At 71.6% G+C, this 25,711-nt stretch carries 21 protein-coding genes; 14 read left to right on the plus strand and 7 right to left on the minus strand.

What is annotated here, in order from left to right; translation table 11 throughout:
* The 4 genes from ABT070_RS11065 to ABT070_RS11080 all read left to right on the plus strand — a co-directional run bounded on the left by ABT070_RS11065 (window position 1) and on the right by ABT070_RS11080 (window position 5,415).
* Window positions 1-1,056 carry an LCP family protein gene (locus ABT070_RS11065; protein ID WP_351757805.1) on the plus strand — a complete coding sequence of 352 codons (1,056 nt, stop codon included), beginning with the start codon at window positions 1-3 and terminating at the stop codon, window positions 1,054-1,056.
* A gap of 199 nt (window positions 1,057-1,255) precedes the next feature.
* Window positions 1,256-1,612: a YciI family protein gene (locus ABT070_RS11070; RefSeq protein ID WP_351757808.1), complete on the plus strand. Its 357-nt coding sequence runs from the start codon at window positions 1,256-1,258 to the stop codon at window positions 1,610-1,612.
* Between the two features lie 243 nt (window positions 1,613-1,855).
* Window positions 1,856-3,085 (plus strand): RNA polymerase sigma factor, encoded by a 1,230-nt coding sequence (locus ABT070_RS11075; RefSeq protein WP_351758536.1) that lies wholly within the window; start codon window positions 1,856-1,858, stop codon window positions 3,083-3,085.
* 278 nt (window positions 3,086-3,363) lie between these two features.
* Window positions 3,364-5,415, plus strand: coding sequence for a cell wall-binding repeat-containing protein (locus tag ABT070_RS11080; RefSeq protein ID WP_351757811.1), 2,052 nt, complete (start codon window positions 3,364-3,366; stop codon window positions 5,413-5,415).
* Here ABT070_RS11080 and ABT070_RS11085 read toward each other — a convergent pair.
* Window positions 5,393-6,589, minus strand: a complete 1,197-nt coding sequence (locus ABT070_RS11085) for a class I SAM-dependent methyltransferase (protein ID WP_351757814.1) — start codon at window positions 6,587-6,589, stop codon at window positions 5,393-5,395. The two genes, ABT070_RS11080 and ABT070_RS11085, sit on opposite strands and share 23 nt — an antisense overlap.
* 140 nt (window positions 6,590-6,729) lie before the next feature.
* Here ABT070_RS11085 and ABT070_RS11090 point away from each other — a divergent pair, with 140 nt between their 5' ends.
* From ABT070_RS11090 to groL, 4 genes are all read left to right on the plus strand, one after another.
* A complete protein-coding gene (locus ABT070_RS11090; protein WP_351757817.1) occupies window positions 6,730-7,719 on the plus strand; it encodes a polysaccharide deacetylase family protein in 990 nt (329 codons plus the stop codon).
* Window positions 7,716-8,540: a polysaccharide deacetylase family protein gene (locus ABT070_RS11095; protein ID WP_451101001.1), complete on the plus strand. Its 825-nt coding sequence runs from the start codon at window positions 7,716-7,718 to the stop codon at window positions 8,538-8,540. The genes ABT070_RS11090 and ABT070_RS11095 overlap by 4 nt, the downstream gene beginning before the upstream one ends.
* 288 nt (window positions 8,541-8,828) lie before the next feature.
* Window positions 8,829-9,137 carry a co-chaperone GroES gene (groES, locus tag ABT070_RS11100; RefSeq protein WP_020132158.1) on the plus strand — a complete coding sequence of 103 codons (309 nt, stop codon included), beginning with the start codon at window positions 8,829-8,831 and terminating at the stop codon, window positions 9,135-9,137.
* 111 nt (window positions 9,138-9,248) lie between these two features.
* The gene (groL, locus tag ABT070_RS11105; protein WP_351757820.1) at window positions 9,249-10,874 is read left to right on the plus strand and encodes a chaperonin GroEL; all 1,626 of its coding nucleotides are present in this window, start codon (window positions 9,249-9,251) and stop codon (window positions 10,872-10,874) included.
* Window positions 10,875-11,211: 337 nt separating this feature from the next.
* Here groL and ABT070_RS11110 read toward each other — a convergent pair whose 3' ends face one another.
* From ABT070_RS11110 to ABT070_RS11125, 4 genes are all read right to left on the minus strand, one after another.
* Window positions 11,212-11,835, minus strand: a complete 624-nt coding sequence (locus ABT070_RS11110) for a hypothetical protein (RefSeq protein WP_351757823.1) — start codon at window positions 11,833-11,835, stop codon at window positions 11,212-11,214.
* Window positions 11,836-12,919: 1,084 nt separating this feature from the next.
* Window positions 12,920-13,627 carry an ester cyclase gene (locus ABT070_RS11115; protein ID WP_351757825.1) on the minus strand — a complete coding sequence of 236 codons (708 nt, stop codon included), beginning with the start codon at window positions 13,625-13,627 and terminating at the stop codon, window positions 12,920-12,922.
* A gap of 89 nt (window positions 13,628-13,716) precedes the next feature.
* Window positions 13,717-14,490 (minus strand): SDR family NAD(P)-dependent oxidoreductase, encoded by a 774-nt coding sequence (locus ABT070_RS11120; protein WP_351757828.1) that lies wholly within the window; start codon window positions 14,488-14,490, stop codon window positions 13,717-13,719.
* A gap of 122 nt (window positions 14,491-14,612) precedes the next feature.
* Window positions 14,613-15,347 carry an MOSC domain-containing protein gene (locus ABT070_RS11125; protein ID WP_351757830.1) on the minus strand — a complete coding sequence of 245 codons (735 nt, stop codon included), beginning with the start codon at window positions 15,345-15,347 and terminating at the stop codon, window positions 14,613-14,615.
* Window positions 15,348-15,427: 80 nt separating this feature from the next.
* Between ABT070_RS11125 and ABT070_RS11130 the strand changes: the two genes are divergently transcribed.
* On the plus strand, window positions 15,428-16,363 hold the full coding sequence (locus ABT070_RS11130; RefSeq protein ID WP_351757833.1) for a LysR family transcriptional regulator: 936 nt from the start codon (window positions 15,428-15,430) through the stop codon (window positions 16,361-16,363).
* 83 nt (window positions 16,364-16,446) lie between these two features.
* On the opposite strand, the gene ABT070_RS11135 is transcribed toward ABT070_RS11130, so the two are convergent.
* A complete protein-coding gene (locus ABT070_RS11135) occupies window positions 16,447-16,776 on the minus strand; it encodes a WhiB family transcriptional regulator (RefSeq protein ID WP_020132152.1) in 330 nt (109 codons plus the stop codon).
* Window positions 16,777-17,155: 379 nt separating this feature from the next.
* On the opposite strand from ABT070_RS11135, the gene ABT070_RS11140 reads away from it, so the two are divergent.
* From ABT070_RS11140 to ABT070_RS11155, 4 genes are all read left to right on the plus strand, one after another.
* Complete coding sequence (locus ABT070_RS11140; protein ID WP_003948568.1) at window positions 17,156-17,767, plus strand: response regulator transcription factor; 612 nt, start codon at window positions 17,156-17,158, stop codon at window positions 17,765-17,767.
* Between the two features lie 463 nt (window positions 17,768-18,230).
* Window positions 18,231-18,818, plus strand: a complete 588-nt coding sequence (locus ABT070_RS11145) for a sigma-70 family RNA polymerase sigma factor (protein WP_028807228.1) — start codon at window positions 18,231-18,233, stop codon at window positions 18,816-18,818.
* A 154-nt stretch (window positions 18,819-18,972) separates the two neighbouring features.
* Entirely contained in the window at window positions 18,973-20,478 is a 1,506-nt protein-coding gene (guaB, locus tag ABT070_RS11150) for an IMP dehydrogenase (protein WP_351757837.1), read from the plus strand.
* A 127-nt stretch (window positions 20,479-20,605) separates the two neighbouring features.
* The gene (locus ABT070_RS11155; protein ID WP_020132149.1) at window positions 20,606-21,730 is read left to right on the plus strand and encodes a GuaB3 family IMP dehydrogenase-related protein; all 1,125 of its coding nucleotides are present in this window, start codon (window positions 20,606-20,608) and stop codon (window positions 21,728-21,730) included.
* Window positions 21,731-22,280: 550 nt separating this feature from the next.
* Here the strand turns inward: ABT070_RS11155 and ABT070_RS11160 are convergent.
* Window positions 22,281-23,489 (minus strand): nucleotide sugar dehydrogenase, encoded by a 1,209-nt coding sequence (locus tag ABT070_RS11160; RefSeq protein ID WP_351757841.1) that lies wholly within the window; start codon window positions 23,487-23,489, stop codon window positions 22,281-22,283.
* Between the two features lie 356 nt (window positions 23,490-23,845).
* Here ABT070_RS11160 and ABT070_RS11165 point away from each other — a divergent pair, with 356 nt between their 5' ends.
* Window positions 23,846-25,552, plus strand: coding sequence for a glycerol-3-phosphate dehydrogenase/oxidase (locus tag ABT070_RS11165; RefSeq protein ID WP_351757843.1), 1,707 nt, complete (start codon window positions 23,846-23,848; stop codon window positions 25,550-25,552).
* The last annotated feature ends 159 nt before the right edge of the window (window positions 25,553-25,711 follow it).

Here is a 25,711-nt window from a genome sequence, read left to right on the forward strand (position 1 = left end):
GTGACGCGACACGAGGAGCAGGGCGACGCGGGCAGACGGACGGGCCGGCGGTCGAGAGTGCTCAGGGCCGCCGGTATCGCACTGGCCGCCGCCCTGGTGGTGGGCATCGGGACGGCGGGCTGGGCCTACTGGCGGCTCAACGACAACATCAAGAGCGTCGACATCGACAACGCGCTCGGCGACGACCGCCCCGCGAGGGCGGTCACGACCCCGGCCCCTTCCGGCTCGGCGTCCGCCTCCCCGCTGCCCACCGAGGCGGTGAACATCCTGGTGCTGGGCTCGGACTCGCGCAGCGGCGCGGCGAACCAGGCGCTCGGCGGCGGTGACAGCTCCGGCGCCCGTTCCGACACCGCGATGGTCGTGCACATCGACGCGGGCCGGACGACGGCCACCGTCGTCAGCATCCCGCGCGACACCCTCGTCACCCGCCCCTCCTGTCCGCGGTCCGACGGCGGCTCGACGGCGGTGGCGTACGGCGCGATGTTCAACACCGCCTACGCGGTCGGCGGTCCCGTGTGCGCCGTGAAGACGGTCGAGTCGATCACCGGCGTCCGCATGGACCACTACATCGAGGTCGACTTCTCGGGCTTCGCGAAGCTCGTGGACGCGCTCGGCGGGGTCACCGTCACCACCGACGAGGACATCGACGACGACGACAGCCATCTGCACCTCGCGGCCGGCACCCACCATCTGGACGGCACCCGGGCGCTCGCCCTGGCCCGCACCCGGCACGGCATAGGCGACGGCAGCGACCTGGGCCGGATAGGCCTCCAGCAGACCCTGGTGAAGGCCCTGCTGGAGCAGATCGCCTCGACCGACCTGCTGACCAGCCCCACCCGGCTGTACGCGGTCGCCGACGCGGTCACCGGCAGCCTCACCACGGACACCGGCCTCGACTCGCTCGCCGAACTGATGGAACTCGGCCAGAGTCTGAAGAGCCTCTCCGCCGCCCGGCTCAAGACGGTGACCATGCCCGTGGTGGCGGCCCCCTCCGACCCCAATCGGGTGGTGGCACGGGAACCGGCGGCGAGCGAGCTGTGGGAGTCGCTGAGGTGAGCCCGCCCCGACCGGGAGCGGCGCCGCCCGGCGGACCGTCCGCCACCGCCACCGCCACCGCCACCGCCGCCGGCTGCGGAAACACCGGTCGGAAAAGTTTCCCGGGAAAATCCGGCGAGGGTGTCGATCCGGCCGTCCCCCGTTCGACGAAGGGGTGAGAGGCCGGGAGGGACCCGGCTCACCGCACCGAGGAGTCACCATGCCCCGCTACCTGTCGCTCGTGAAGATCGACGAGGCCACCGCCCCCGCCGAGGGCCCCAGCCCCGAGCTGATGCAGCGGATGGGCGAGCTGATCGAGGAGATCACCAAGGCCGGCGTCATGCTCGACACCGCCGGACTCACCCCGTCCGCGCAGGGCGTCCGCGCGCACTGGGAGGGCGGGAAGATCTCCCTCACCGACGGACCCTTCACCGAGTCCAAGGAGGTCGTCGGCGGCTACGCGCTCATGCAGTGCAAGGACATGGCCGAGGCCATCGAGTGGACGAAGCGGTTCCTGAAGGTCCACGAGGAGCACTGGACGGTGACCTGTGAGGTGCGGGAGATCGCGGAGGGCTGAGCCTTCCTTGGCCTGAACGACCGCCGGGGTGTTCGATGGGGGGCTGTGGACCAACAGCCCCCCTCGGAGCCCGGCACCGCCCCGGATTCCGGTACCGCCCCGGACCCCCGCGCCGCCCCGGATTCCGGCACCGCCGCGGATTCCGGTGCCGCCCCGGATTTCCGTACCGCCGCGGACCCTCGTGCCGCCGCGGACCCTCGTACCGTCAAGGACTCCCGTAAGGCCGAGGACCCCCGTAGCGCCATCGAGACCGTTTTCCGTCTCGAGTCTCCCCGTGTCATCGCCGCCGTCGCCCGGGTCGTCCGGGATGTGGGTATCGCGGAGGAGCTGGCGCAGGACGCGCTGGTCGCCGCGCTGGAGCAGTGGCCGCGGGACGGGGTGCCGGACAACCCCGGCGCCTGGCTCACCGCCACCGCCCGGCATCGCGCCGTCGACCTGGTCCGCCGCCGCGAGAACTACGCCCGCAAGCTCCGGGAGATCGGCCGCGGCCTGGACCCGACGGCCCCGCCCGAGGAGCCCGCCGACCCCGACGCCATCGACGACGACCTGCTCAGGCTCGTCTTCACCGCCTGCCACCCGGTGCTGTCCGCCGAGGCCCGCATCGCCCTCACCCTGCGCCTGCTCGGCGGCCTGAGCACCCCCGAGATCGCCCGCGCCTTCCTGGTCCCGGAACCGACGGTCGCCCAGCGCATCGTCCGTGCCAAGAAGACCCTGGCCACCAGGAACATCGCCTTCGAGGTGCCGTACGGACCCGACCGCGAGGCCCGGCTCGGCTCGGTCCTCGACGTCATCTACCTCATCTTCAACGAGGGGTACGCGGCCACCGCAGGCGACGACTGGCTGCGCCCGGCGCTGTGCGAGGACGCGCTGCGGCTGGCCCGGCAGCTGGCGGCCCTGATGCCGAAGGAGCCCGAGGTCCACGGTCTGGTCTCGCTGCTGGAGTTCCAGGCGTCCCGCACGGCCGCCCGCACCGCCCCCGACGGCAGGCCCGTCCTCCTGAAGGACCAGGACCGGCGCCGCTGGAACCGCATGCTCGTCGCCCGTGGCATCGCCGCCCTCGACCGCTCCGGCGCCGCCGCGACCGGCGCTCCCGGCCCCTACGCCCTCCAGGCCGCCGTGGCCGCCTGCCACGCGCACGCCCACACCTACGAGGACACCGACTGGACGGCCATCGCGACCCTGTACGCGCTGCTGGCGGCCCGGACCCCGTCGCCGGTCGTCGAACTCAACCGCGCGGTCGCCGTGTCGATGGCGGACGGCCCGGGGCCGGCGCTGGAGATCGTCGACGGCCTCGTCGCCGAACCGACGCTCCGCGACTACCACCTGCTGCCCAGCGTCCGCGGCGACCTGCTGCTGCGGCTGGGCCGTACGGCGGAGGCGAGGGCCGAGTTCGAACGGGCGGCGGAGCTGACGGGCAACGAGCGGGAACGGGAGCTGCTGCGGGCCCGGGCCGACGAGTGCCGACCGGGCTGACGCACCTGGAGTCCTGCGCCGACGCCCTGCGATCCCAGGCCCGGTGATCCCAGGCCTGGCAACCAGAGCCCCGGCAACCGAAGCCCCGGCGATCAAAGCCTCGGTAATTTCGAACATGTGTTGGCCGTAAATCCGTTCCCTTTGTGGTGGCGGCGACCTAGAGTGATCCGGCCGCTGTGAAATGACTGTGCGGCCCAGGGAAACGGCGACGGGGGACGACGCCGACCGGGCCCACGCGCGGCTCCGACGACATCATGTGATCCCCGGGGGTCGACAACTTGAGACTGTTCACGCGCCGCCGTGCCGCGGCGCTCGCCACCGTGGCGGCGCTCGCCGCCGCGGGCACCCTGGCCGCCGCACCCGGCGCCGTCGCCGACGACGCCGGGCCCTGGCCGGGCACCGAAGGCAAGATCCTCAACGACGGCGGGTTGCTCATCGACCCCGTCACCGGCACTACCAGCACGATCCCCAACGTGGGCAGTTACGCCACCTGGGCGCCGGACGGAAGCCGCGTGGTCAGCGTCTCCGGCCAGATCTCCAGCGTGCTGCCCAACGGCACCAAGAAGATCACCCTGCCGTGGGCGCAGGGCCTGCGCTCCAGCGCCCCGTACGAGGACCTGACCTTCTGGAACGGCGGCCGTTACGTCGTCTTCGCCAGTGGCGGCCAGCTCGCCTACGGTCCCTCCGACGCCTCGTGGGCGCCCGGCCCGCTGCTGCCGGCGAACCTGGAGCCGGCCACCGTCTGCGACTCGGAACCGAGCGTGAACGTCAAGGGCCTGGTGGCCTTCGAGCGCCGCGCGGGCAGCTGCAACGCCGCCGCCGGCGTGTACGTCTTCGACAGTGGCGCGAACACGGTCAAGCTCGCCCTGGCCGACGCCGAGCAGCCCGCCTGGTCGCCGGACGGCACCAAGCTGGCCTTCGTCCGCAAGGACACCGACGGCAACCCCCAGATCTTCACGGCGAACGCCGACGGCACCGACGTCAAGCAGCTCACCACCGGCCCGCGCCAGTACGCCGACCCGTCCTGGTCGCCCACCGGCAAGCGGATCGTCTTCGACGCCCACACCTCGCCGAACAGCGACGACGTGCACGCCGTCGAGTACGCCGACACGACGACCGGCGAGCTGACCCCGGTCACCGGCGCGGCGCAGAGCAACCACGTCGGGAACCCGAGCTGGCAGCCCCTGCGCAAGAACAGCACCGCGCGGATCTGGGGCGCCAACGCCTACCTCACCGCCACCGCCGCCTCCCGCTGGACCTGGAACACCATCGGCCAGAGCGAGCCCGGCCTGATGAACGCCAAGTCCGCGGTGCTGGTCAACCAGGACGACCCGGCGTACGCCGTCACCGCGCCCGCCCTGGCCGGCCGGAAGGAGGGCCCGGTGCTGATGACCCAGAAGACCGGGCTGTCCTCGACGACGAAGAACGAGCTGAAGCGGACGCTGCAGCCGGGCAAGCCCGTGTACCTGGTCGGTAGCACGACCGTCCTCGACAACAACGTCCTCAACCAGGTGAAGGCGCTCGGCTACGTCCCCGTGCGGCTGACCGGCGCGGACCGCTACGCGACGTCGGTGATGGTGAGCAGGACCATCAGCTCCGCCCCCAAGTACGTCTTCCTGGCCGGCGGCACCGAGTACCGCGCGGCTCTCTCGGCGGCGGCCGCGGCCGGCTCCGACGGCGCGGCCAGCGCGGGCGGTGTCGTGCTCACCAACGGCAACAAGCTGACCGCGTCGGTGCAGTCGTACCTCAACAGCCTGAACCCCGACAAGACCATGATCATCACGGTCGGTGCGGCGGCGAAGTACGCGCTGACCCACTCGAGCTTCTCGCGCTGGCCCTCGACGTACTCGTACTACCCGATCTCCGGCACCACGGACCCGTCGATCTCGGTGGCCATCGCCATGTTCTGGTGGTCCGCGCCGAGCCAGACCGGCCTCGCCTACTCGGGCTCCTGGCGCGACGGCGTGTCCGCGGCCTCGGCGATGAACGTCTTCGGACCGCTCCTGTGGACCACCAGCGCCGCCGCCCCGTCGGCCGAGCTCACCAGCTACTTCCAGCGGGAGACGGCCAGCGTCCACTTCACGGCGGCCTTCGGCGTCAACAGCTCGATCTCCCCGGCCGCGCTGAACACCGTGGGCGCCACGATGGGCGCGGGCAGCGCCTACGTCGACTACCACGCGTACTTCAACGGCGTCATCCCGCCGAGCACGTCGGCGAGCGCCTTCGCCGCGCGCACCGACGGCGACGCCCCGGCCACCACCGTGCAGCGGCCCGGCGCGGTCGGCGCCCAGCCGAACCTGGCACCGCTCAAGACGCTCCACCGGCAGTAACGGCCGACCTGGCGGGGGCCCCGACGAGCATCGTCGGCGCCCCCGCCACCCGCGTCAGGAACACGGTCGCCGAGTTCGGCCCCTGGCCCTTGGGAAGCACCTTCTTCCGCAGCTCCTCCGGCTCCACCGCCGACCCCCGCTTCTTCACGGTCAGGATCCCGACCCCCCGCTCCCGCAGCAGGGCCTTCAGCTTCTTCACGTTGAACGGGAGCCGGTCGGTGATCTCGTAGGCGGTGGCGTACGGGGTCGGGCGCAGGGCGTCGGCGGTGATGTACGCGATGGTCTCGTCGATCAGCCCGCCGTCGAGCTCCCGGGCCACGTCGGCCACCAGATGGGCCCGGATGACGGCGCCGTCGGGCTCGTACAGGTACCGCCCGACCGGCCGGACGTCCGGGTCGGGCAGCCCGGCGCCGAGCAGGGTCCGCGGCCCCGGGAGCAGGGTGGCCCGCACGGCCCCCGGCTCGGTGCCGAACCACAGCACCGCCTCCTTCACGTCCCCGCCGTCCGAGATCCACTCGGCCTCGGCCTCGGCCGGGATCGCCTCGTGCGGCACACCGGGCGCGATCTTCAGGGCGGCGCGCGGGGCGGCGAGGGCGGCGCCGACCGCCCACGACAGGGGCGGCGAGTACGCCTCGGGGTCGAAGATGCGCCCGCGGCCTCCCCTGCGCGCCGGATCGACGAACACGGCGTCGTAGCCACCGGTGTCCACTTCGGTGACGTCCGCCTCGCGCACCTCGATCAGCCCGCTCAGCCCCAGCGCGTCGGCGTTGGCGCGCGCCACCTCCGCCGTGACCGGGTCCCGGTCCACGGCCAGCACCCGGATCCCGGCCCGGGCGAGCGCGATCGCGTCACCGCCGATCCCGCAGCACAGGTCGGCGACGGACGTCACGCCGAGCGCCTTCATCCGCTCGGCCCGGTGGGCGGCGACACTCGCCCGCGTCGACTGCTCCACCCCGTTCGGCGTGAAGAACATCCGCTCCGCGTCCTCGGCCCCGAACTTCGCCGCCGCCCGCTGCCGCAGCCGGGCCTGGCCGATCGCCGCGGACACCAGGTCGGCGGGGTGCTCGCGGCGCAGCCGGGTGGCGACGGCGAGCTCGTCGGCGGGAGCGGTGCCGCGCACCAGGTCGAGGAGGGCACGGCCCTCGGTGGTGAGGAGGGGAGCGAGGTCGTTCACCACCTCATTGTCGACCAGCCGCCAGCCGCACCGGTCACCGCCCGCCGCTGCCGGTCTCTTTGGGCCAGTCGGTGGACGGTGTGTCCCGGGCGGCGGTGTCTGACGGGGTTCCGGGACGGTGACTGCGAGGATCCGGCGCCATGGGATCTGTCGTACAAAATGATGACAAGCGCGGCGGTTCTCGGGCGCCGCACCGGCGCGGCCGGGTGCGCCGGCGTACGGGCGTCCGGAGCCTGATCGCCGTCCTCGCGCTGGCCACCATCGCCTCGGGCTGCGCGGGAGGCGGCGAGAGCGCCGGCCGCACGGCGCGCCCCGCGCCCGGCCAGCAGCCCGAGAAGGCGGGTCCGCCCCCCGCGGCCCCGCCCGCCCGCGCCCTGCACGCGTACGCCGACAGGCTCCGCGCCGCGCACCGGGCCCGGGTCGCCGCGGCGAGGCGCTGGGGCCTGAAGCAGGTCCCGTTGACACCCCCGGCACCCCCCGCGCACAAACCGGAGATCACCACCCGCAAGGGCTTCGAGGTCGACGAACACGAGGAACTCGGCCTCCCGCCGGTCTTCACCACGATCCCGACCAGGGACCGGGTCGTCTTCCTCACCATCGACGACGGCGCCGAGAAGGACCCGGCGTTCCTGCGCATGATGAGCGAGCTGAAGATCCCGTACACCGCCTTCCTCAGCGACTACCTGGTCAAGGACGACTACGGCTACTTCAAGCGGATGCAGGACCGGGGCGTGGGGCTGAACAACCACACCCTGCACCACCCCTACCTGCCCGCCCTCTCCTACGCCCGCCAGAAGCGCGAGATCTGCGGCATGCAGGACGTGATCGAGAAGCGCTACGGCAAGCGCCCCACCCTCTTCCGGCCGCCTTTCGGCAACTACGACCAGGACACCCTGCGCGCCGCGAAGACCTGCGGAGTGCGCCACGCCCCGCTCTGGGCCGAGGAGGTCTTCGTCGACCACTGGGAGTACCGCGAGTGGGACCAGGACCTGCACCCCGGCGACATCGTCCTGAGCCACTTCCGCGGCCGCGGCGACTGGAAGGGCACGATGCCCGACATGGTCCGCCGGTTCCTGAACAAGGTCACGGCGAAGGGATACGCGGTGGCGCGACTGGAGGACTACCTGTGAGGGCACGGGGGCTGCCGGCCGTACTGCTGATCCTAACGACCCTCACGACACTGGCGACCCTGGCGGGCTGTGCCCAGTCCGTCGACCCGATCGAACGGCTCGGCAAGAAGGCCGCCGCCCGGGTCCGCCCGCACGGCCCGGCCGGACAGGACGCGTACCGCCGCTGGGGCCTGACGGCACCCCTGGCCCCCGCGCCGCGCCACCCCGCCCGCGCCCTGGCGGGCAGCCCGGGAGCGGCCCTTCCGCCGGTCGTCGACCACGTCCCGACCACCGACAGGGTCGTCTTCCTCACCTACGACGACGGCGCCGAACGCGACCCCCGTTTCGTCGACATGGTCCGCGAACTGCGCCTGCCGGTGAGCATGTTCCTCACGGACAGCGTGGTGGGCCCGGGCTACGCCCACTTCGCGCGCCTGCGGTCCGTCGGCGCGAACATCCAGAACCACACCCTGGACCATCCGGCCCTGCGCGGTCTGCCCTACGCCGGCCAGCGCGCCGAGATCTGCGGCCAGCAGGACAAGCTCCGTTCCCGCTTCGGCCTGCGCCCCCGCCTCTTCCGCCCGCCCTACGGCACCTACGACACCACCACCCGCCGCGCCGCCGCCGACTGCGGCATCGCGGCCGTCGTCCTCTGGCGCGCGTCGATGGGCCCCACCGACCTCACCTACACCCACGGCCCCCACCGCCTCCACCCCGGCGACGTCATCGCCGTGGCCCCGGACGAGTCGACGGGCCCGGGCCTGAGGGAACGGACCACCCGCCTGCTGCGACACGTACAGGAGCAGGGCCTGACGGTGGCCAGGCTGGAGGACTACCTCTGAGAGCCGGGGTCCGTTCCTCACTCCGGGGGAGCACACGAGCACGCGGCGGCAAGGGCGCGAGCGCGCGGCGGCAAGGGCGCCCACCCAGGCCGAAAACCGGCCGACGCGCCGCCGTCATTGGCACTCCGCTTGACCGAGTGCTAATCACGGTCATAGTCTCGGGTCTGGCACTCCCCACTGGAGAGTGCCAACAGCGACGGGCAGGTCCGGCACCCGCGACGACGGATCCACCTGGTCGCCACCTCAGACAGTTAGCCCCGTGAGATCTCCGAAGGGGGAGGTCGGATCGTGACGACCACCAGCTCCAAGGTTGCCATCAAGCCGCTCGAGGACCGCATTGTGGTCCAGCCGCTCGACGCCGAGCAGACCACCGCCTCTGGCCTGGTCATCCCGGACACCGCGAAGGAGAAGCCCCAGGAGGGGGCTGTCCTCGCCGTGGGCCCGGGTCGCTTCGAGAACGGCGAGCGCCTGCCGCTCGACGTCAAGGTCGGCGACGTCGTCCTGTACAGCAAGTACGGCGGTACCGAGGTGAAGTACAACGGCGAGGAGTACCTCGTCCTCTCGGCTCGCGACGTGCTCGCGATCATCGAGAAGTAATTCACCCAGTTTTGCAGTGAACTGCGCTCCTGGCCCCGCGACTTTGTCAAGCCGGGTGCTGGGGGCGCAGTTCGTTTCTCCCACGTTTTCCGAGAGGGCTGAACCGCTCCCATGGCGAAGATCCTGAAGTTCGACGAGGACGCCCGTCGCGCCCTCGAGCGCGGCGTCAACAAGCTTGCCGACACGGTCAAGGTGACGATCGGCCCCAAGGGCCGCAACGTCGTCATCGACAAGAAGTTCGGCGCCCCCACCATCACCAACGACGGTGTCACGATCGCCCGCGAGGTCGAGCTCGACGACCCGTACGAGAACCTCGGTGCCCAGCTGGTGAAGGAGGTGGCGACCAAGACCAACGACATCGCGGGTGACGGTACGACCACCGCCACCGTGCTCGCCCAGGCGCTCGTGCGCGAGGGTCTGCGGAACGTTGCCGCGGGCGCCTCCCCGGCCGCCCTGAAGAAGGGCATCGACGCCGCCGTCAAGGCCGTGTCCGAGGAGCTCCTCGCGACCGCCCGCCCGATCGAGGACAAGGCCGACATCGCCGCCGTCGCCGCGCTGTCCGCGCAGGACACGCAGGTCGGCGAGCTCATCGCCGAGGCGATGGACAAGGTCGGCAAGGACGGTGTCATCACCGTCGAGGAGTCCAACACCTTCGGCCTGGAGCTGGACTTCACCGAGGGCATGGCCTTCGACAAGGGCTACCTGTCGCCGTACTTCGTGACGGACCAGGAGCGCATGGAGGCCGTCCTCGAGGACCCCTACATCCTCATCAACCAGGGCAAGATCTCCTCCATCGGAGACCTGCTGCCGCTGCTGGAGAAGGTCATCCAGACCAACTCCTCGCGCCCGCTGCTGATCATCGCCGAGGACCTCGAGGGCGAGGCCCTGTCGACCCTGGTCGTGAACAAGATCCGCGGCACCTTCAACGCGGTCGCCGTCAAGGCGCCCGGCTTCGGTGACCGCCGCAAGGCGATGCTGCAGGACCTGGCGGTCCTCACCGGCGCCACCGTCATCTCCGAAGAGGTCGGCCTCAAGCTCGACCAGGTCGGCATCGACGTGCTCGGCTCCGCCCGCCGCGTCACCGTCACCAAGGACGACACCACGGTCGTCGACGGTGCCGGCGACTCCGCCGAGGTCCAGGGCCGCGTCGGCCAGATCAAGGCCGAGATCGAGAACACCGACTCCGACTGGGACCGCGAGAAGCTCCAGGAGCGCCTCGCGAAGCTGGCCGGCGGCGTGTGCGTCATCAAGGTCGGCGCCGCCACCGAGGTGGAGCTGAAGGAGAAGAAGCACCGTCTGGAGGACGCCATCTCCGCGACCCGCGCCGCGGTCGAGGAGGGCATCGTCTCCGGTGGTGGCTCCGCGCTCGTCCACGCCGCCAAGGTGCTGGAGGACGGCCTGGGCAAGACCGGCGACGAGGCGACCGGTGTCGCCGTCGTCCGCCGCGCCGTCGTCGAGCCGCTGCGCTGGATCGCCGAGAACGCGGGCCTCGAGGGCTACGTCATCACCTCCAAGGTCGCCGAGCTCGACAAGGGCCAGGGCTTCAACGCCGCGACCGGCGAGTACGGCGACCTGGTCAAGGCCGGCGTCATCGACCCGGTCAAGGTCACCCGCTCCGCCCTGGAGAACGCCGCCTCCATCGCCTCCCTCCTCCTGACGACCGAGACCCTGGTCGTCGAGAAGAAGGAAGAGGAAGAGCCGGCCGCCGCGGGCCACGGCCACGGTCACTCCCACTGACGCAGCGCGTCGGTACCCCGACCCGGGCCGGTAGGCACTGACCCAGGTCGTCAGCACGGCAGAGGCCCGGCACCCCACGCACAAGGGGTGCCGGGCCTCGGCGCGTTCCGGGAGCCCGCCGGCCGATCGCCGTCAGCCGGTGTACCGCACCAGGAACCGGACGGGACCGGCGAGCGCCACCCGGGCCCCGGCCCCGGTCGTCCGTCGGCACCGCGTGGTCGCGGACCCGGTCACTCGGGCGGCGGGTGCGCCCCGTCGCCGTCCGGCACGGTCGTGTGTCCGGCGGGTCCTCGCGGAACCGCCGGACACGGCCGGAGCACGCGGCGCGCTCCTGGCCCTACCTCCAGGCTCCCGACCTCACCGGCGGGTAGGAGGAAGGCGGCGTGGCCTTCGGCGTGGGAGTGGTCCCCGGCTCGGACTGCCGGTCGTCCTGCAACCGGGCGGACGAGGCGAACTCGTAGCCCGACCAGACGTTGCCGCCGCGCCAGGCGGACCCGTCCCAGACGTAGGCCGAGGCGACCGTCCCGTAGTAGCCCGCTCCGCAGGACTGCCAACCGCCCCAGTCGAACACCTGCTCAGGCCCCCAGGGTCCGGGGAACTCGCCCCCCGCCTGTCCCGTGGCGCCGTACTTCCAGGAGCTGGTGCGGCACACCGCCCAGTCGGAGCCGTTCCACCGGTAGACGGTGGCTCGTGCGGCGGCCCAGCCGTCGGGCCTGGCCTGACCGGTCCAGCAGCCCTGGGTCAGTGCGTAGGTGTTCGCGTAGGCGAGATTGCCGGAGAACACGCCGGGTCGTTTGTGGTCGATTCCCGCGGTCCCCTGGACGCACAGGCCGGCACCGTTGTACACGGTCACCCTGGTGGCCCAGGTCCACGCGTTCGCCGGTTGGGCCCAGACCGCGGCCATCATCAACGCGACGAGCGCGCACAACGCGGCTTTCAGAGTCAGGCGGAGTGTTGCCATGGTGTCTCCGTTCCTCGATTCGCCTGCGAACCGGGATCCGTGGGCCGCTCCCGGGTCCCACCCGTCGGCGGAGGCCACCGGCGCCGCGAACGGACCAGTGCGGTCCGTCGGACGGCAGGTTCGGGTACGGCGGCGGTGGTCGGAGTCGGTCGGAACAGCGCCGACCGGCGGGATGCGCTGCGGATGTGGGACATGGCCGGCGTACTCACGGCCCCACGGGACGAGATGTGTTGTCGGGACTGCGAACCAGATCGCCCCGAGAGGGTGAGTCCCGGTCGGCTCACCGCATTCCACGATAGGTGATGCGGGCACCCCACGCTTCTCGGCGGCATCCGCCCCGTCGGCGGCTCCCCGGCCCGGCCGGCCCGGAGGCCGCCGGGCCCGGACGGTGGACCGAGCGCCGTCTTCCGCGCCCGCGGGTCGAGCGGGAGCGCGCACGACGGGCCCTCGGTCACGCGGGTGTCCCGTCCCGCGCGCCTCGGGTCGGGGTCGGGGCAGGCGCCGAATCCGCACGGGCGAAGGGGAGTTGAGGCGGCGGCACAGTGCCTCGTCGCCGGTCGGCCGGAACGGCGTCGCCCGGACGTGACCGCCTCCGCACTCCCGCGGGGCGACCGTTCGGGCGGCCGGTCGGGCGGCCGGTCGGTCGGGCGGACATGCGGACATGCGGTCGGGCGGACAGGCGGTCGGAGCAGGGCTGTTCGGCCGCCCGCCCGCGCGCTGTGGCGGCCCGGCGGCGGGGCCGGCGCGCAGGACCGGCGCCGCGGGCGGGAGCTCAACGGGACGTCGGAGAAGGGCTGTCGGGTGTTCCGGTGACCGCCGGGACCCAGGGCCCGGCGCTCGTGCGCGAAGCCCTCGTCCCCGCGCCGGCACTCGGCGCGGGTGAAGGAAGGTGAAGGAAGGTGAAGGAGGCTGCTCCGCCACGGGCGCGTCCGGCGGTGATGCCGAGCCACCGCCCGGTCCGGTGCTCCACGCTCACCGGCCCGTGCCGGCCGGCCGCACGCTCAGGCACGAGTACCCGAAGAAGCCCCCGCTCCGTTGCGGAGCGGGGGCTTCTCCCTTCGCGGGCGGTCTCTCCTGACCGGGGTCAGCTCTCCAGCGCGTCCAGCGCCCCCAGCTGCGCCATCAGCCCCAGCCGGTCGTACTGCCACCAGGCCTCGGCGATCTTCCCGTCCTCCCGGCACCGGAAGACGGTCGTGCCGGTCATGGTGACCCGCTTCCCGGTGGCCGGGATCCCCATGAAGTCGCCCTTGTGGGTGCCGCTCCAGGTCCACCGGTTGCACACGCGGTCACCCTGCTCGATCTGGTCGTCGAGGGAGAAGGCGAAGTCGAAACCGCCCCGCCACATCTCGACCTCCCGGCGCATCGCGTCCATCCCCATGGTGTCCTGCTCGTTGGCGGGATCGTGGTCGTGGTACTCCTCGGCCAGCAGACCGTCCATCGGCGGCAGTTCACCCCGCGTGCCGATCGTCTCGAAGAACCGCCGCGCCGTCCCGGCGTACAACTGCTCGTCCCGTACGACGTCGAGATCCGTGAAGGTGGGCATCTCGTCACACAGGGCCACCAGCTCGCGGAAGACCTTGTCGGTCTCCGGCAGGTTCGAGTTCCGCATCGCCTCCTCGTACGAAGGGAACTCCACGATCTCGATGAAGTGCGACGCGTCGGAGCGGTCCTTGCCGACCACCGCGTGCGTCGCGGTCCGCTTGCCCCTGGTCTGTTCGACCCAGGTGTCCATCAGCCGGTCCATCTCGTCGAACCGGCTGGTCCTACAGTCGATGAGCTGCACGAACGTCATGACGCCGCCTCCGGCCCCCCTGGGTCCGGTCTCCGTCACGCCCATTTTCCCACCGGAGCGCCGACGTCACCCGTCCACCGCCGAGACCGCTACCGAGGTCCGTACTTCCGGCCCGTCCTCGAGCTGATCCCGCCCAGCAGCGAGCGGGGCGTCACCTTCACCAGGCCCATCAGCGCCTTGTAGCGCGGGTCGGGGATCGACAGCGACTTCCCGCGCGCCAGGTCGTGCAGTGCCGCCGCGACCAGCTTGTCCGCGTCCAGCCACATCCAGCCCGGGATGTTGTCCGTGCCCATCCCGGCCCGCTCATGGAACTCCGTGCGCACGAACCCCGGGCACAGCGCCATCAGCCGCACCCCGCTGCCCGCCAGATCCTTGGCCGCACCCTGGGTGAACTGCACGACCCACGCCTTGGACGCCCCGTACGTCCCGCGCGGCACGAAGGCCGCCACCGAGGCCACGTTGACGACACCCCCGCGTCCGCGCTCGCGCATCGCCGCCGTCGCCGCGGACGTCAGCCGCAGCACCGCCTCGCAGTGCACCTTGAGCATCTTCAGTTCGTCGGCCATGGAGACGTCGAGGTAGCGGCCCTTGTTGCCGAAGCCGGCGTTGTTGATCAGCAGGTCGACGGGGTTCCTGCCGTCACCGAGCCGGGCGGCCACCGCCTCGATGCCCTCGTCCGTGGCGAGGTCGGCCGTCAGCACCTCCGCCTCGATGCCGTGCCGGTCGTGCAACTCGGTCGCCTGCTCGCGCAGCCGCTTGATGTCCCGTGCCACGAGGACGAGGTCATGCCCGTCCGCCGCCAGTCTGCGCGCGAACGCGGCGCCGATGCCCGCGGTCGAACCCGTAATCAGAGCCGTTGTCATGGCAGAAGATTAGTGACCCGGAGTACGGGCGTCCGTTCTCTGCACGTGGCCTCCCGAAGGTGAAGACCGCGTGCGCGTGCCCGGCGCACGCGCGTCCCGCGCCCCGCTCCCGTGACGCCGGCTCAGCCCCCTTGCCCCTCCTCGTACTTCTCCCCGGCCCCGGCTCCGTCACCGGCTCCGCTTCTTGCCCCGTCCCCGTACTTCTTCACGTACTCCCGGGCCGACGCCAGCGACTCCGGGTGCAGCGCCTCGCCCGCCGCGAGCAGCCGGGGCAGCAGCTCCCGGTGGGTGGTGACCGCCTGGAACTGCATCCTGGCCGTCACCTCGTGTTCCGGCAGGTGGACGATCCGCACCGGATCCCCCGCGCGGATCTCACCCGGCTCGAGGACCCGCAGATACGCGCCCGTGGCCGCCTTCTCGGTGAACCGCCGCACCCATCGCTTCTCGCCCACGTGGCCTTGGAAGGTGCGGCACGGTATCCGCCCGGCGGTCACCTCCAGCACCACGTCGGGACCGATCCGCCAGCGCTCGCCGATCAGCGCGCCGGAGACGTCGAGACCCGTGGTGGTGAGGTTCTCGCCGAACGCGCCGTCGGCCAGCGTGCGACCCAGCTCGCGCTCCCAGTCGTCGAGGTCCTCGCGCGCGACGGCGTACACCGCCTGGTCGTCCCCGCCGTGGTGGCGCAGGTGGCACACCGTGTCCCCGGCCAGCCCGCTCCCCCCGACCCCCTTGGGACCGGGCGCCGTGACCCGCACGGGCCCCTCGACCGGCCGCTTGTCGATGCCGGTCAGGCCTTGCGGCTGGTCGGTGTACGGCACGGCCTTCGGGCGGCCCAGATTGACAGACAGAAGCCTCATAGCGGCACGGTACGAGCTCGGAGGTCAAAGTGTCGACGCATTATTCGCCTGACTGTCCAAGGCTCGCTTATGCTCGAAGGATGATCGAGGCCCGTCATCTCCGCGTCCTGCGTGCCGTGGCCGCCACCGGCTCCTTCTCGGCGGCCGGGCGCGAACTGGGCTGCACCCAGCCGGCCGTCAGCCAGCAGATGAAGGCGCTGGAGGCGTCCGTCGGCACACCCCTGCTGATCCGCAGCGGACGCGAGATGCGGCTGACCCAGGCGGGCGAGGCGCTCGTCCGGCACGCGGCCGGCATCCTGTCCGGACTGACCGCCGCCGAGGAGGAGGTCGCCGCCATCGCGGGGCTGCGCGCCGGCCGGGTCCGTCTGGTGTCCTTCCCCAGCGGCAGTTCCACCCTCGTCCCCAGCGCCCTGGCCGCCCTGCGCGCGGCCCACCCCGGCACCCGGGTCTCCCTGGAGGAGGCCGAACCGCCGAAGTCGGTCGAGCTGCTCCGCGAGGGCGACTGCGACATCGCGCTCGCCTTCCGCTACGAACGCGTGACGGGCGCAGGCGACGCCGAGCAGGCGGGCGAAGGCGAATGGGACGACCTGGTCGTACGGCCGCTGCTGACGGACCGGCTGGTCGCCCTCGTCCCCGAACGGCACCGCCTCGCGCGCACGGGCCCCTCGGGGTCCGTCGCCATCGGCGACCTCGCCGCCGAACCGTGGATCGCCGGCTGTCCGCGCTGCCGCGGCCAGCTGGTCCAGGTGTGCGAGAGCGCCGGCTTCACGCCCCGTATCGACTTCGCCACCGACGACTATCCGGCGGTGGTCGGTCTGGTGGGCGCCGGCCTCGGCGTCGCCGTGCTGCCCCAGCTCGCGATCGAGTCCGTCCGGCCGCGCGGGGCCCGCGCGGTGACACTGGAACCGGCGGTGCGGCGGGAGATCGTCGCGCTCACGCTGCCCGACCTGGCCCAGGTGCCGGCGGTGTCGGCCACGCTGGAGCAGCTGGGGCGGGCGGCGGCGCGCATCGGCTGACGGCAGCCGAAACGGCGGGCACGCACCCGTGCCCGCCGCTTTTTTGGGACAGCTGTTTCAGCGCATTTTGAAGAAACGTTCCTTCATGTGTTCGAGGAAGCGTCTCTCGCGCCCGACGACGCCGACACCAGGCGATTGCGCGCCCGGCCCATCAGCTCCTCGCGCTCGTCCTCGGTCAGCCCGCCCCACACGCCGTACGGCTCGCGTACCGCCAGCGCGTGCGCCGCGCACTGCGCGCGGACCGGGCACCTCATGCAGACCTCCTTGGCCGAGTTCTCTCGAGCGCTCCGAGCCGCCCCGCGCTCGCCCTCCGGATGGAAGAAGAGCGAACTGTCCACCCCGCGGCAGGCAGCCAGGAGCTGCCAGTCCCACAGGTCCGCGTTCGGTCCGGGAAGGCGGGAGAAATCTGCCATTGCGTGACCCCTTGTAGCCGTTCAGAGCGGATACGGTGCCCACGACCGTACAACTACGATCTAAGGAGATGAAAATATGACTCATTGCGAATCTAGCCTCAGACACTAGTAAAAGGGAAGAAATGGGGCCGAATGGGGCATCGCTTGTGATGAAAGCTTGAGGGTCCGTGTGGTTGCCCCCTCTGTATCCGCCCCCTCACGTAGAGTGCCGAAGAATGCATGCGGCCCCGTAACTCTTTCGAGTGACCGTCGTTGAGAGTGCGGTGGCGGTTGAAAACACAAACGCTCGGGCAGGCGTCCGAGACGGTCGACCGCACAGGTGACGATTCGTAACAGCCTGGAGGCACAAGGTGACGCGCATCAGCTGCGGAGGGCGGCCATGACTTCCGTCCTCGTCTGCGACGACTCCCCGCTTGCCCGAGAAGCGCTCCGCCGCGCGGTCGCGACCGTGCCCGGCGTCGAGCGCGTGACGACGGCAGCCAACGGCGAGGAAGTCCTCCGCCGCTGGGGGGCCGACCGCTCGGACCTGATTCTGATGGACGTACGCATGCCCGGACTGGGCGGCGTCGAGACCGTACGGCGGCTGTTGTCGGCCGACCCCGGAGCCCGCATCATCATGCTGACCGTCGCCGAGGACCTCGACGGTGTCGCCCTCGCGGTGGCCGCCGGCGCCCGCGGCTATCTGCACAAGGACGCCTCACGTGCGGAACTGCGCGCGACCGTCACGCAGGCGCTCGCCGACCCGACGTGGCGGCTCGCCCCGCGCCGGCTGCGCTCGGCCGAGATGGGCGCGGCGCCCACGCTCACCGCGCGTGAGATCCAGGTCCTCGAGGGCATGAGCCACGGCCGCTCCAACGCGGAGATCGGCCGTGAGCTGTTCCTCTCCGAGGACACGGTCAAGACGCACGCCCGTCGGCTCTTCAAGAAGCTCGGCGCCTCGGACCGCGCGCACGCGGTGGCGCTCGGCTTCCGGTGGGGTCTGGTCCGTTAGCCGGTCCCGCCCGCCCGGTCCCCCCTGCCCGTCCCCGCCGCCCGCTCCCACCGCCCGTCCCCACGGGCTCGGAGCGGTCCGGAGCGGGACGGGGCCCGGGCCGGTCCGAAGCGGGACGGGCCCCGGCCGGGCAGTGGATCCGACCGGGTTCGGGTGACATCCGTCATTCAGTGAGGGGAGCGGTTCATGGACGAACCTTCCTGCTCAGACGCGGTACGGAGGTCGGGCGACGCCCCCTTCCGCCGCACGGCGGGCGGGAGCGGCACAGGCTCCCGCAGGGTGCCCGCTGCTTGTTTCGCCGCGGATGCCGCATCCTTGAGGTGTGGAGTTCCTCGGGGACGAGTCGGTCGAGCGGGAGGGGAGGGCGCAGCGGATGAGTTCCGGCGCACCTGCTCATAACGCTTCGGTGCACAACGACGGGCACGGTGCCGCGGCCGGTCCGGCCGCAGTGCACCATGGACCGATGCGCGATGACGAGGCGGTCACTGCCGTGGGGACGATCGGGTCACTCGTCCATCGCGCCGTGGACGGCGACGAGCAGGCCACCCACGACCTGCTGGCCCATGTCCACCCCCTGGCGTTGCGCTACTGCCGCACCCGGCTGTCCCGGCTGCCCGGCGACGCGCGCCACTTCGTGGAGGACCTCGCCCAGGAGGTCTGCGTCGCGGTTCTCCTCGCCCTGCCCCGCTACCGGGACACCGGCAGGCCTTTCGAGGCCTTCGTCTTCGCCATCGCCGCGCACAAGGTCGCCGACCTCCAGCGCGCCGCGATGCGCCACCCGGGCTCGACGGCGGTCCCCTCCGACGAGATGCCCGAGCGGCCGGACGACTCACTCGGCCCCGAGGAGCGCGCCCTGCTCAGCAGCGACGCGGAATGGGCCAAGAAGCTCATGGCCAACCTGCCCGAGAACCAGCGGGAACTACTCCTGCTGCGCATCGCGGTGGGCCTCACGGCCGAGGAGACCGGGCAGATGTTGGGAATGTCACCCGGGGCGGTCCGCGTGGCCCAGCACCGGGCGCTGAGCAGGCTGCGGGCGCTCGCCGAGCAGTAGCGGCCCCTTCGGAACGGGCGTCGCTGAACAGGGCGCCGACCGGTTCCGTACGAACATACGAAGCCCGGAGTCACGTCCGACCGTGGAATTCGGGAGGTGCGCTTCCCGTTAGCATGGACATCCGCACCGATCAAGGCCATTTGGGGAAGGTGTCATGACTGCCAACGTCGACGGAGTGCCCGGAAAATTCGCGACGCTCGGGCTGACCTACGACGACGTGCTGCTGCTGCCGGGCTCGTCGGACATGGCTCCCGACGAGATCGACACCGCCTCGTACGTCTCCAAGAACGTGCGGGTGAACATCCCGCTCCTGTCCGCCGCCATGGACAAGGTCACCGAGTCGCGCATGGCGATCGCGATGGCCCGCCAGGGCGGCGTCGGCGTGCTGCACCGCAACCTGTCCATCGAGGACCAGGCCAACCAGGTCGACCTCGTCAAGCGCTCCGAGTCCGGCATGGTGACCGACCCGATCACCATCCACCCGGAGGCCACGCTCGCCGAGGCCGACGCGCTGTGCGGCAAGTTCCGCATCAGCGGCGTCCCGGTGACCGACGGCAACAAGCGGCTGCTCGGCATCGTCACCAACCGCGACATGGCCTTCGAGACCGACCGCACGCGCCGCGTGCACGAGGTCATGACGCCGATGCCGCTGGTCACCGGCAAGGTCGGCATCTCCGGCGTCGAGGCCATGGAGCTGCTGCGCAAGCACAAGATCGAGAAGCTTCCCCTGGTCGACGACGAAGGCGCCCTCAAGGGCCTGATCACGGTCAAGGACTTCGTCAAGGCGGAGAAGTACCCGAACGCCGCGAAGGACTCCGAGGGCCGTCTGCTGGTCGGCGCGGCCGTCGGCGTCGCCGGCGACTCGTTCGAGCGGGCCCAGGCCCTGATCGAGCGCGGTGTCGACTTCATCGTCGTGGACACCGCCCACGGCCACTCGCGGCTCGTCGGCGACATGATCGCCAAGATCAAGTCGAACCACACGCGTGTGGACGTCATCGGCGGCAACATCGCCACCCGTGACGGCGCCCAGTCCCTGGTGGACGCGGGCGCCGACGCCATCAAGGTCGGCGTGGGCCCGGGCTCCATCTGTACCACCCGCGTGGTCGCCGGCATCGGCGTCCCGCAGGTCACCGCCATCTACGAGGCCGCGCTCGCGGCCAAGGAGGCCGGCGTCCCGGTCATCGGCGACGGCGGCCTCCAGTACTCCGGCGACATCGCCAAGGCCCTGGTCGCCGGCGCCGACACGGTGATGCTGGGCTCGCTGCTCGCGGGCTGCGAGGAGTCGCCGGGCGAGCTGCTGTTCATCAACGGCAAGCAGTTCAAGTCGTACCGCGGCATGGGTTCCCTGGGCGCCATGCAGACCCGCGGCGAGCGCAAGTCGTTCTCCAAGGACCGCTACTTCCAGGAGGGCGTCGCCTCCGACGAGCAGCTGATCCCCGAGGGCATCGAGGGCCAGGTGCCCTACCGCGGCCCGCTGTCCTCCGTCGTCCACCAGCTGGTCGGCGGTCTGCGCCAGTCGATGTTCTACGTCGGCGGCCGGACCGTGCCGGAGCTGCAGGACAACGGCCGCTTCGTCCGGATCACGTCCGCGGGCCTGAAGGAGAGCCACCCGCACGACATCCAGATGACGGTCGAGGCGCCCAACTACAGCCGCAAGTGAGCTTCACGCACGCGTGAAGCGTTCGTAAGGCGCACCAAGGGCGGCCCCGGAGACTCCGGGGCCGCCCTTGTCGTACCCGTCGGCGATACTGGTAGACGCTGCAACGCATCAGGGAAAGGCCACACACGTGACTGAGATCGAGATCGGGCGCGGCAAGCGCGGCCGCCGGGCGTATGCCTTCGACGACATCGCCGTCGTCCCCAGCCGCCGTACGCGGGACCCGAAGGAGGTCTCGATCGCCTGGCAGATCGACGCCTACCGGTTCGAGCTGCCCTTCCTGGCCGCCCCCATGGACTCGGTCGTCTCCCCGGCCACCGCCATCCGCATCGGCGAGCTGGGCGGCCTCGGCGTCCTCAACCTCGAGGGCCTGTGGACCCGGCACGAGGACCCGCAGCCGCTGCTCGACGAGATCGTCGAGCTGGACGCGGAGACCGCGACCCGCCGTCTCCAGGAGATCTACGCGGCTCCCATCAAGGAGGAGCTGATCGGGCAGCGCATCAAGGAGGTGCGCGACTCGGGCGTGGTCACCGCGGCCGCGCTCTCCCCGCAGCGCACGGCCCAGTTCTCCAAGGCCGTCGTGGACGCGGGCGTGGACATCTTCGTCATCCGCGGCACGACCGTGTCGGCGGAGCACGTCTCCGGCTCGCACGAGCCGCTGAACCTGAAGCAGTTCATCTACGAGCTCGACGTCCCGGTGATCGTCGGCGGCTGCGCCACCTACACGGCGGCCCTGCACCTGATGCGCACAGGTGCGGCGGGCGTCCTGGTCGGCTTCGGCGGCGGCGCGGCGCACACCACGCGCAACGTGCTGGGCATCCAGGTCCCGATGGCGACGGCGGTCGCCGACGTGGCGGCGGCCCGCCGCGACTACATGGACGAGTCCGGCGGCCGGTATGTGCACGTGATCGCCGACGGCGGCGTCGGCTGGTCCGGCGACCTGGCCAAGGCGATCGCCTGCGGTGCCGACTCGGTGATGATGGGCTCGCCGCTCGCGCGCGCGACCGACGCGCCGGGCCGTGGCCACCACTGGGGCATGGAGGCCGTCAACGAGGAGCTGCCGCGCGGGCAGAAGGTCGACCTCGGCACGGTCGGCACCATCGAGGAGGTCCTCACGGGCCCGTCGCACACGCCCGACGGCTCGATGAACCTCTTCGGAGCCCTGCGCCGCGCCATGGCCACCACCGGCTACAGCGAGCTCAAGGAGTTCCAGCGCGTCGAGGTGACGGTGGCGGACTCGGTACACCGGCGGTAGCACCGCGGGACGTCGGACGTCGGCAGGGGCCGGCCACCTCACTCGGGTGAGGCGGCCGGCCCTTCCATATGCCCGCAGGGGCCGGGGCGTGGGGTGGGGGCGCTCGGTTGCGTTCGGGACGGAAGTGGGCTGGTCAGGGGGGTCGCGAGCGCTAGCGTCCGGGTCGGCGCCCCAGTTGTCTGGGGTGCCCCCTTCCAAGGACATGGTTCCGGACCCCGGCCCTCGGGGCCCGGCCCGAGTTCCTGAACGTGCCGTTCACCGGGTCACGGGCGGCGTCGTGGAAGGGGGCGCCCATGGGACGTCACCGCAAGTCCACCCGCTGGGATCGACTCCGTCTTCGGACGGTGCAGTGCCGCAGGAGGTGGATCTTGCGTCTTTTCGGATGGTGAGCGGCCGCCCCCAAGACAAGTAGGGGCGGACACTCCGTGATCCATCCTGGAGCCTGCCGCAGTGACCGCTGCGGTGGGCTCCACCTGTTTCGTACGGTACCGGCGGGCCGTGCCGTACGCCACCAGTCCCCGGAGCCCGGAGCGGCCGTGTGCGCCCCGGCTCACAACCGGTGCGCCGCCCCCGTAGGGGTGGCCCCCCGCGTGTCCAGCAGCAGCTGTGCCTTCACCGACAGGCCCTGGAGGTCGTACGTCCGGTGCTGCTGGAGGAGGATCGTCAGGTCGGCGTCGGCGGCGGCCTCGTAGAGGGAGTCGGCGCGCGGCACCGGGCGGTCCAGGACGCTCCAGGACGGGACGTGCGGGTCGTTGTAGCTGACGGCGGCGCCGAGTTCCATCAGGCGGATCGCGATCTCGCGCGCGGGGGTGTTCTGCTGGTCGGCGAGGTCGGGCTTGTAGGTGACGCCGAGCAGCAGAACGCGTGCGCCCCGTGCCGACTTGCCGTGCTCGTTGAGGAGGGCGGCGGCGCGCTGGACGACGTAGCGGGGCATGCGGCTGTTGACCTGCTGGGCCAGCTCGACCAGGCGCAGCGGGCCGCCCGGGTGGCCGGTGCGGTCCAGGGCGACGGAGTGGCCGCCGACCCCTGGGCCGGGGCGGAAGGCCTCGAAGCCGAAGGGCTTGGTCTCCGCGCAGCGGACGACGTCCCACAGGTCGACGCCCAGGTCGTGGCAGAGGACGGCCATCTCGTTGACGAGGGCGATGTTGACGTGCCGGAAGTTGGTCTCCAGGAGCTGCACGGTCTCGGCCTCCCGCAGGCCACGCGCGCGTACCACCTTGTCGGTGAGACGGCCGTAGAAGGCGGCGGCGGACTCGGTGCAGGCGGGGGTGAGGCCGCCGATGACCTTCGGGGTGTTGGCCGGGTTGAAGGCGCGGCTGCCGGGGTCGACCCGGCTGGGGGAGTAGGCGAGGTGGAAGTCGCGTCCCGCGCGGAGTCCGGAGGTCTCCTCCAGCAGCGGCCGCAGGAATTCCTCCGTGGCCCCGGGGTACACGGGCGACTCGAGGATCACGGTGGTGTGCGGGCGCAGGTGTCCGGCGAGGGTGCGGGCGGCCGTCTCCAGCTGGCTCAGGTCGAGTCCGCCGTCCGCGTCGCGCGGGGTGGGTGCGCAGATGACGGCGGTGCGTACCCGGCCCAGCTCGGCGGGGTTGGTGGCGGGCCGGAAGCCTCCCGAGAGCATCCTGCGCAGTTCGGCGGGGCTGAGGGAGCCGGCTTCGGGGCCGGTGCGGTATCCGATGGTGGGGATTCCGGCGGCCACGGCGGCCTGGGCCAGGGGCAGGCCGAACGGGCCGAGTCCGATGACGGCGAGATCTGCGGGCATGGCGTATGCCGTCCTTCCCAGTAACCGAGGTGGGACAGGTGCGCAAGCCCGGTGGACAGAGTGGACGAGCGCAATGTCAGACTAGGAGTAAATATGACCGTTATGCGGGATTGATCGACTGTGTTGGCCGGTTGTGTCGATCGGCCGGCTCGGGCGGTGTGCCGACCGGCCGCGGACCGGCTGAATCCGCCGGTGGGTTTCCCGGAAGGCCGGTCCGGGTTTCGTGAGAGTTGTCCACAGGCTGGGGGCGAGTGGTGGCTGAAGCCGGGCATCACGGTCAGAATTTGGGCATGAGGGATAGGAACCGGATCTCGCCCTGAGGGTGCGGCCGGCGCGAGCGACAGCGGGAGGCAGCGGTGAGGACAGCGACACTGGGGCCGGCACAGCGAGCCGAGTCACTGGCAGCCATGGCCGAGCGAGAGCTGGACGTTCTGGTGGTGGGAGCCGGGGTGGTCGGCGCGGGCACCGCCCTGGACGCCGTGACGCGCGGACTGTCCACGGGACTGGTCGAGGCGCGCGACTGGGCGTCGGGCACATCGAGCCGGTCCAGCAAGCTGATCCACGGTGGCCTGCGCTATCTGGAGATGCTCGACTTCGCACTAGTACGGGAGGCGCTCAAGGAACGCGGGCTGCTGCTGGAGCGGCTGGCTCCGCATCTCGTGAAGCCCGTGCCCTTCCTGTACCCGCTCCAGCACAAGGGCTGGGAACGGCTGTACGCCGGTTCGGGCGTCGCGCTCTACGACGCGATGTCCATGGCCCGCGGGCACGGCCGGGGTCTGCCGATGCACCGCCATCTGACCCGCGGCCACGCCCTGCGGGTCGCCCCCGCCTTGAAGAAGGACGCGCTGGTCGGCGCGTTGCAGTACTACGACGCCCAGATGGACGACGCCCGCTTCGTCGCCAACCTCGTGCGCACGGCCGCGGCCTACGGGGCCAAGGTGGCCAACCGCGCGCGGGTGACGGGTTTCCTGCGCGAGGGCGAACGCGTCGTGGGCGCTCGGGTGCAGGACGTCGAGGGCGGTGGGGAGTACGAGATCCGCGCCCGGCAGGTCGTCAACGCCACCGGTGTGTGGACCGACGACACCCAGGCGATGGTGGGGGAGCGCGGACAGTTCCACGTCCGCGCGTCCAAGGGCATCCACCTCGTCGTGCCGAGGGACCGGATCAGCTCCTCCACCGGTCTGATCCTGCGCACCGAGAAGTCCGTGCTGTTCGTCATCCCCTGGGGCCGGCACTGGATCGTCGGCACCACCGACACCGACTGGGACCTCGACAAGGCCCACCCGGCCGCCTCCAGCGCGGACATCGACTATCTGCTGGAGCATGTGAACTCGGTCCTGCGGGTGCCGCTGACCCGCGACGACGTCGAGGGCGTGTACGCCGGGCTGCGGCCGCTCCTGGCCGGCGAGTCCGACGCCACCAGCAAGCTGTCGCGGGAGCACACCGTCGCGCATCCGGTGCCGGGACTGGTGGTCGTGGCGGGCGGCAAGTACACGACGTACCGGGTGATGGCGAAGGACGCCGTCGACGAGGCGGTGCGCGGGCTCGACCAGCGGGTCGCCGACTGCGTCACGGAGGACGTGCCCCTGATGGGCGCGGAGGGCTACCGGGCGCTGTGGAACGCGCGGGCGCGGATCGCCGCGCGGACCGGCCTGCACGTGGTGCGGGTGGAGCATCTGCTGAACCGCTTCGGGGCGATGGCGGAGGAACTGCTGGACCTCATCGCCGCCGACCCGACGCTGGGCGAGCCGCTCCAGTTCGCCGACGACTATCTGCGCGCCGAGATCGTCTACGCCGCCTCCCACGAGGGAGCACGGCACCTGGACGACGTCCTGACGCGCCGCACCCGCATCTCCATCGAGACCTTCGACCGGGGCACGCGCAGTGCCCGTGAGGCCGCCGAGCTGATGGCGCCGGTCCTCGGCTGGGACAAGGACCACATCGAGCGCGAGGTCCAGCACTACGAGAAGCGGGTGGAGGCCGAGCGGGAGTCGCAGCGCCAGCCCGACGACCTGACGGCGGACGCGGCCCGCCTGGGAGCGCCGGACATCGTGCCGCTCTGACTTCCCGCATCCTGCCTGGTGCTGCCTGGTGCTGCCTGGTGCTGCCTGGTGCTGCCTGGTGCTGCCCGGTGGCCGCCCGGTGGCCGCCGGTGGCCCCGGTGCCGCCCGGTTCCTGTCCGGTCCTGTCCGGCCGGGTTCGGCTGAGTTCCGCCGGGCTCG

It is taken from the genome of Streptomyces sp. NPDC002884 (genome assembly GCF_040295245.1).
Classification (GTDB): domain Bacteria; phylum Actinomycetota; class Actinomycetes; order Streptomycetales; family Streptomycetaceae; genus Streptomyces.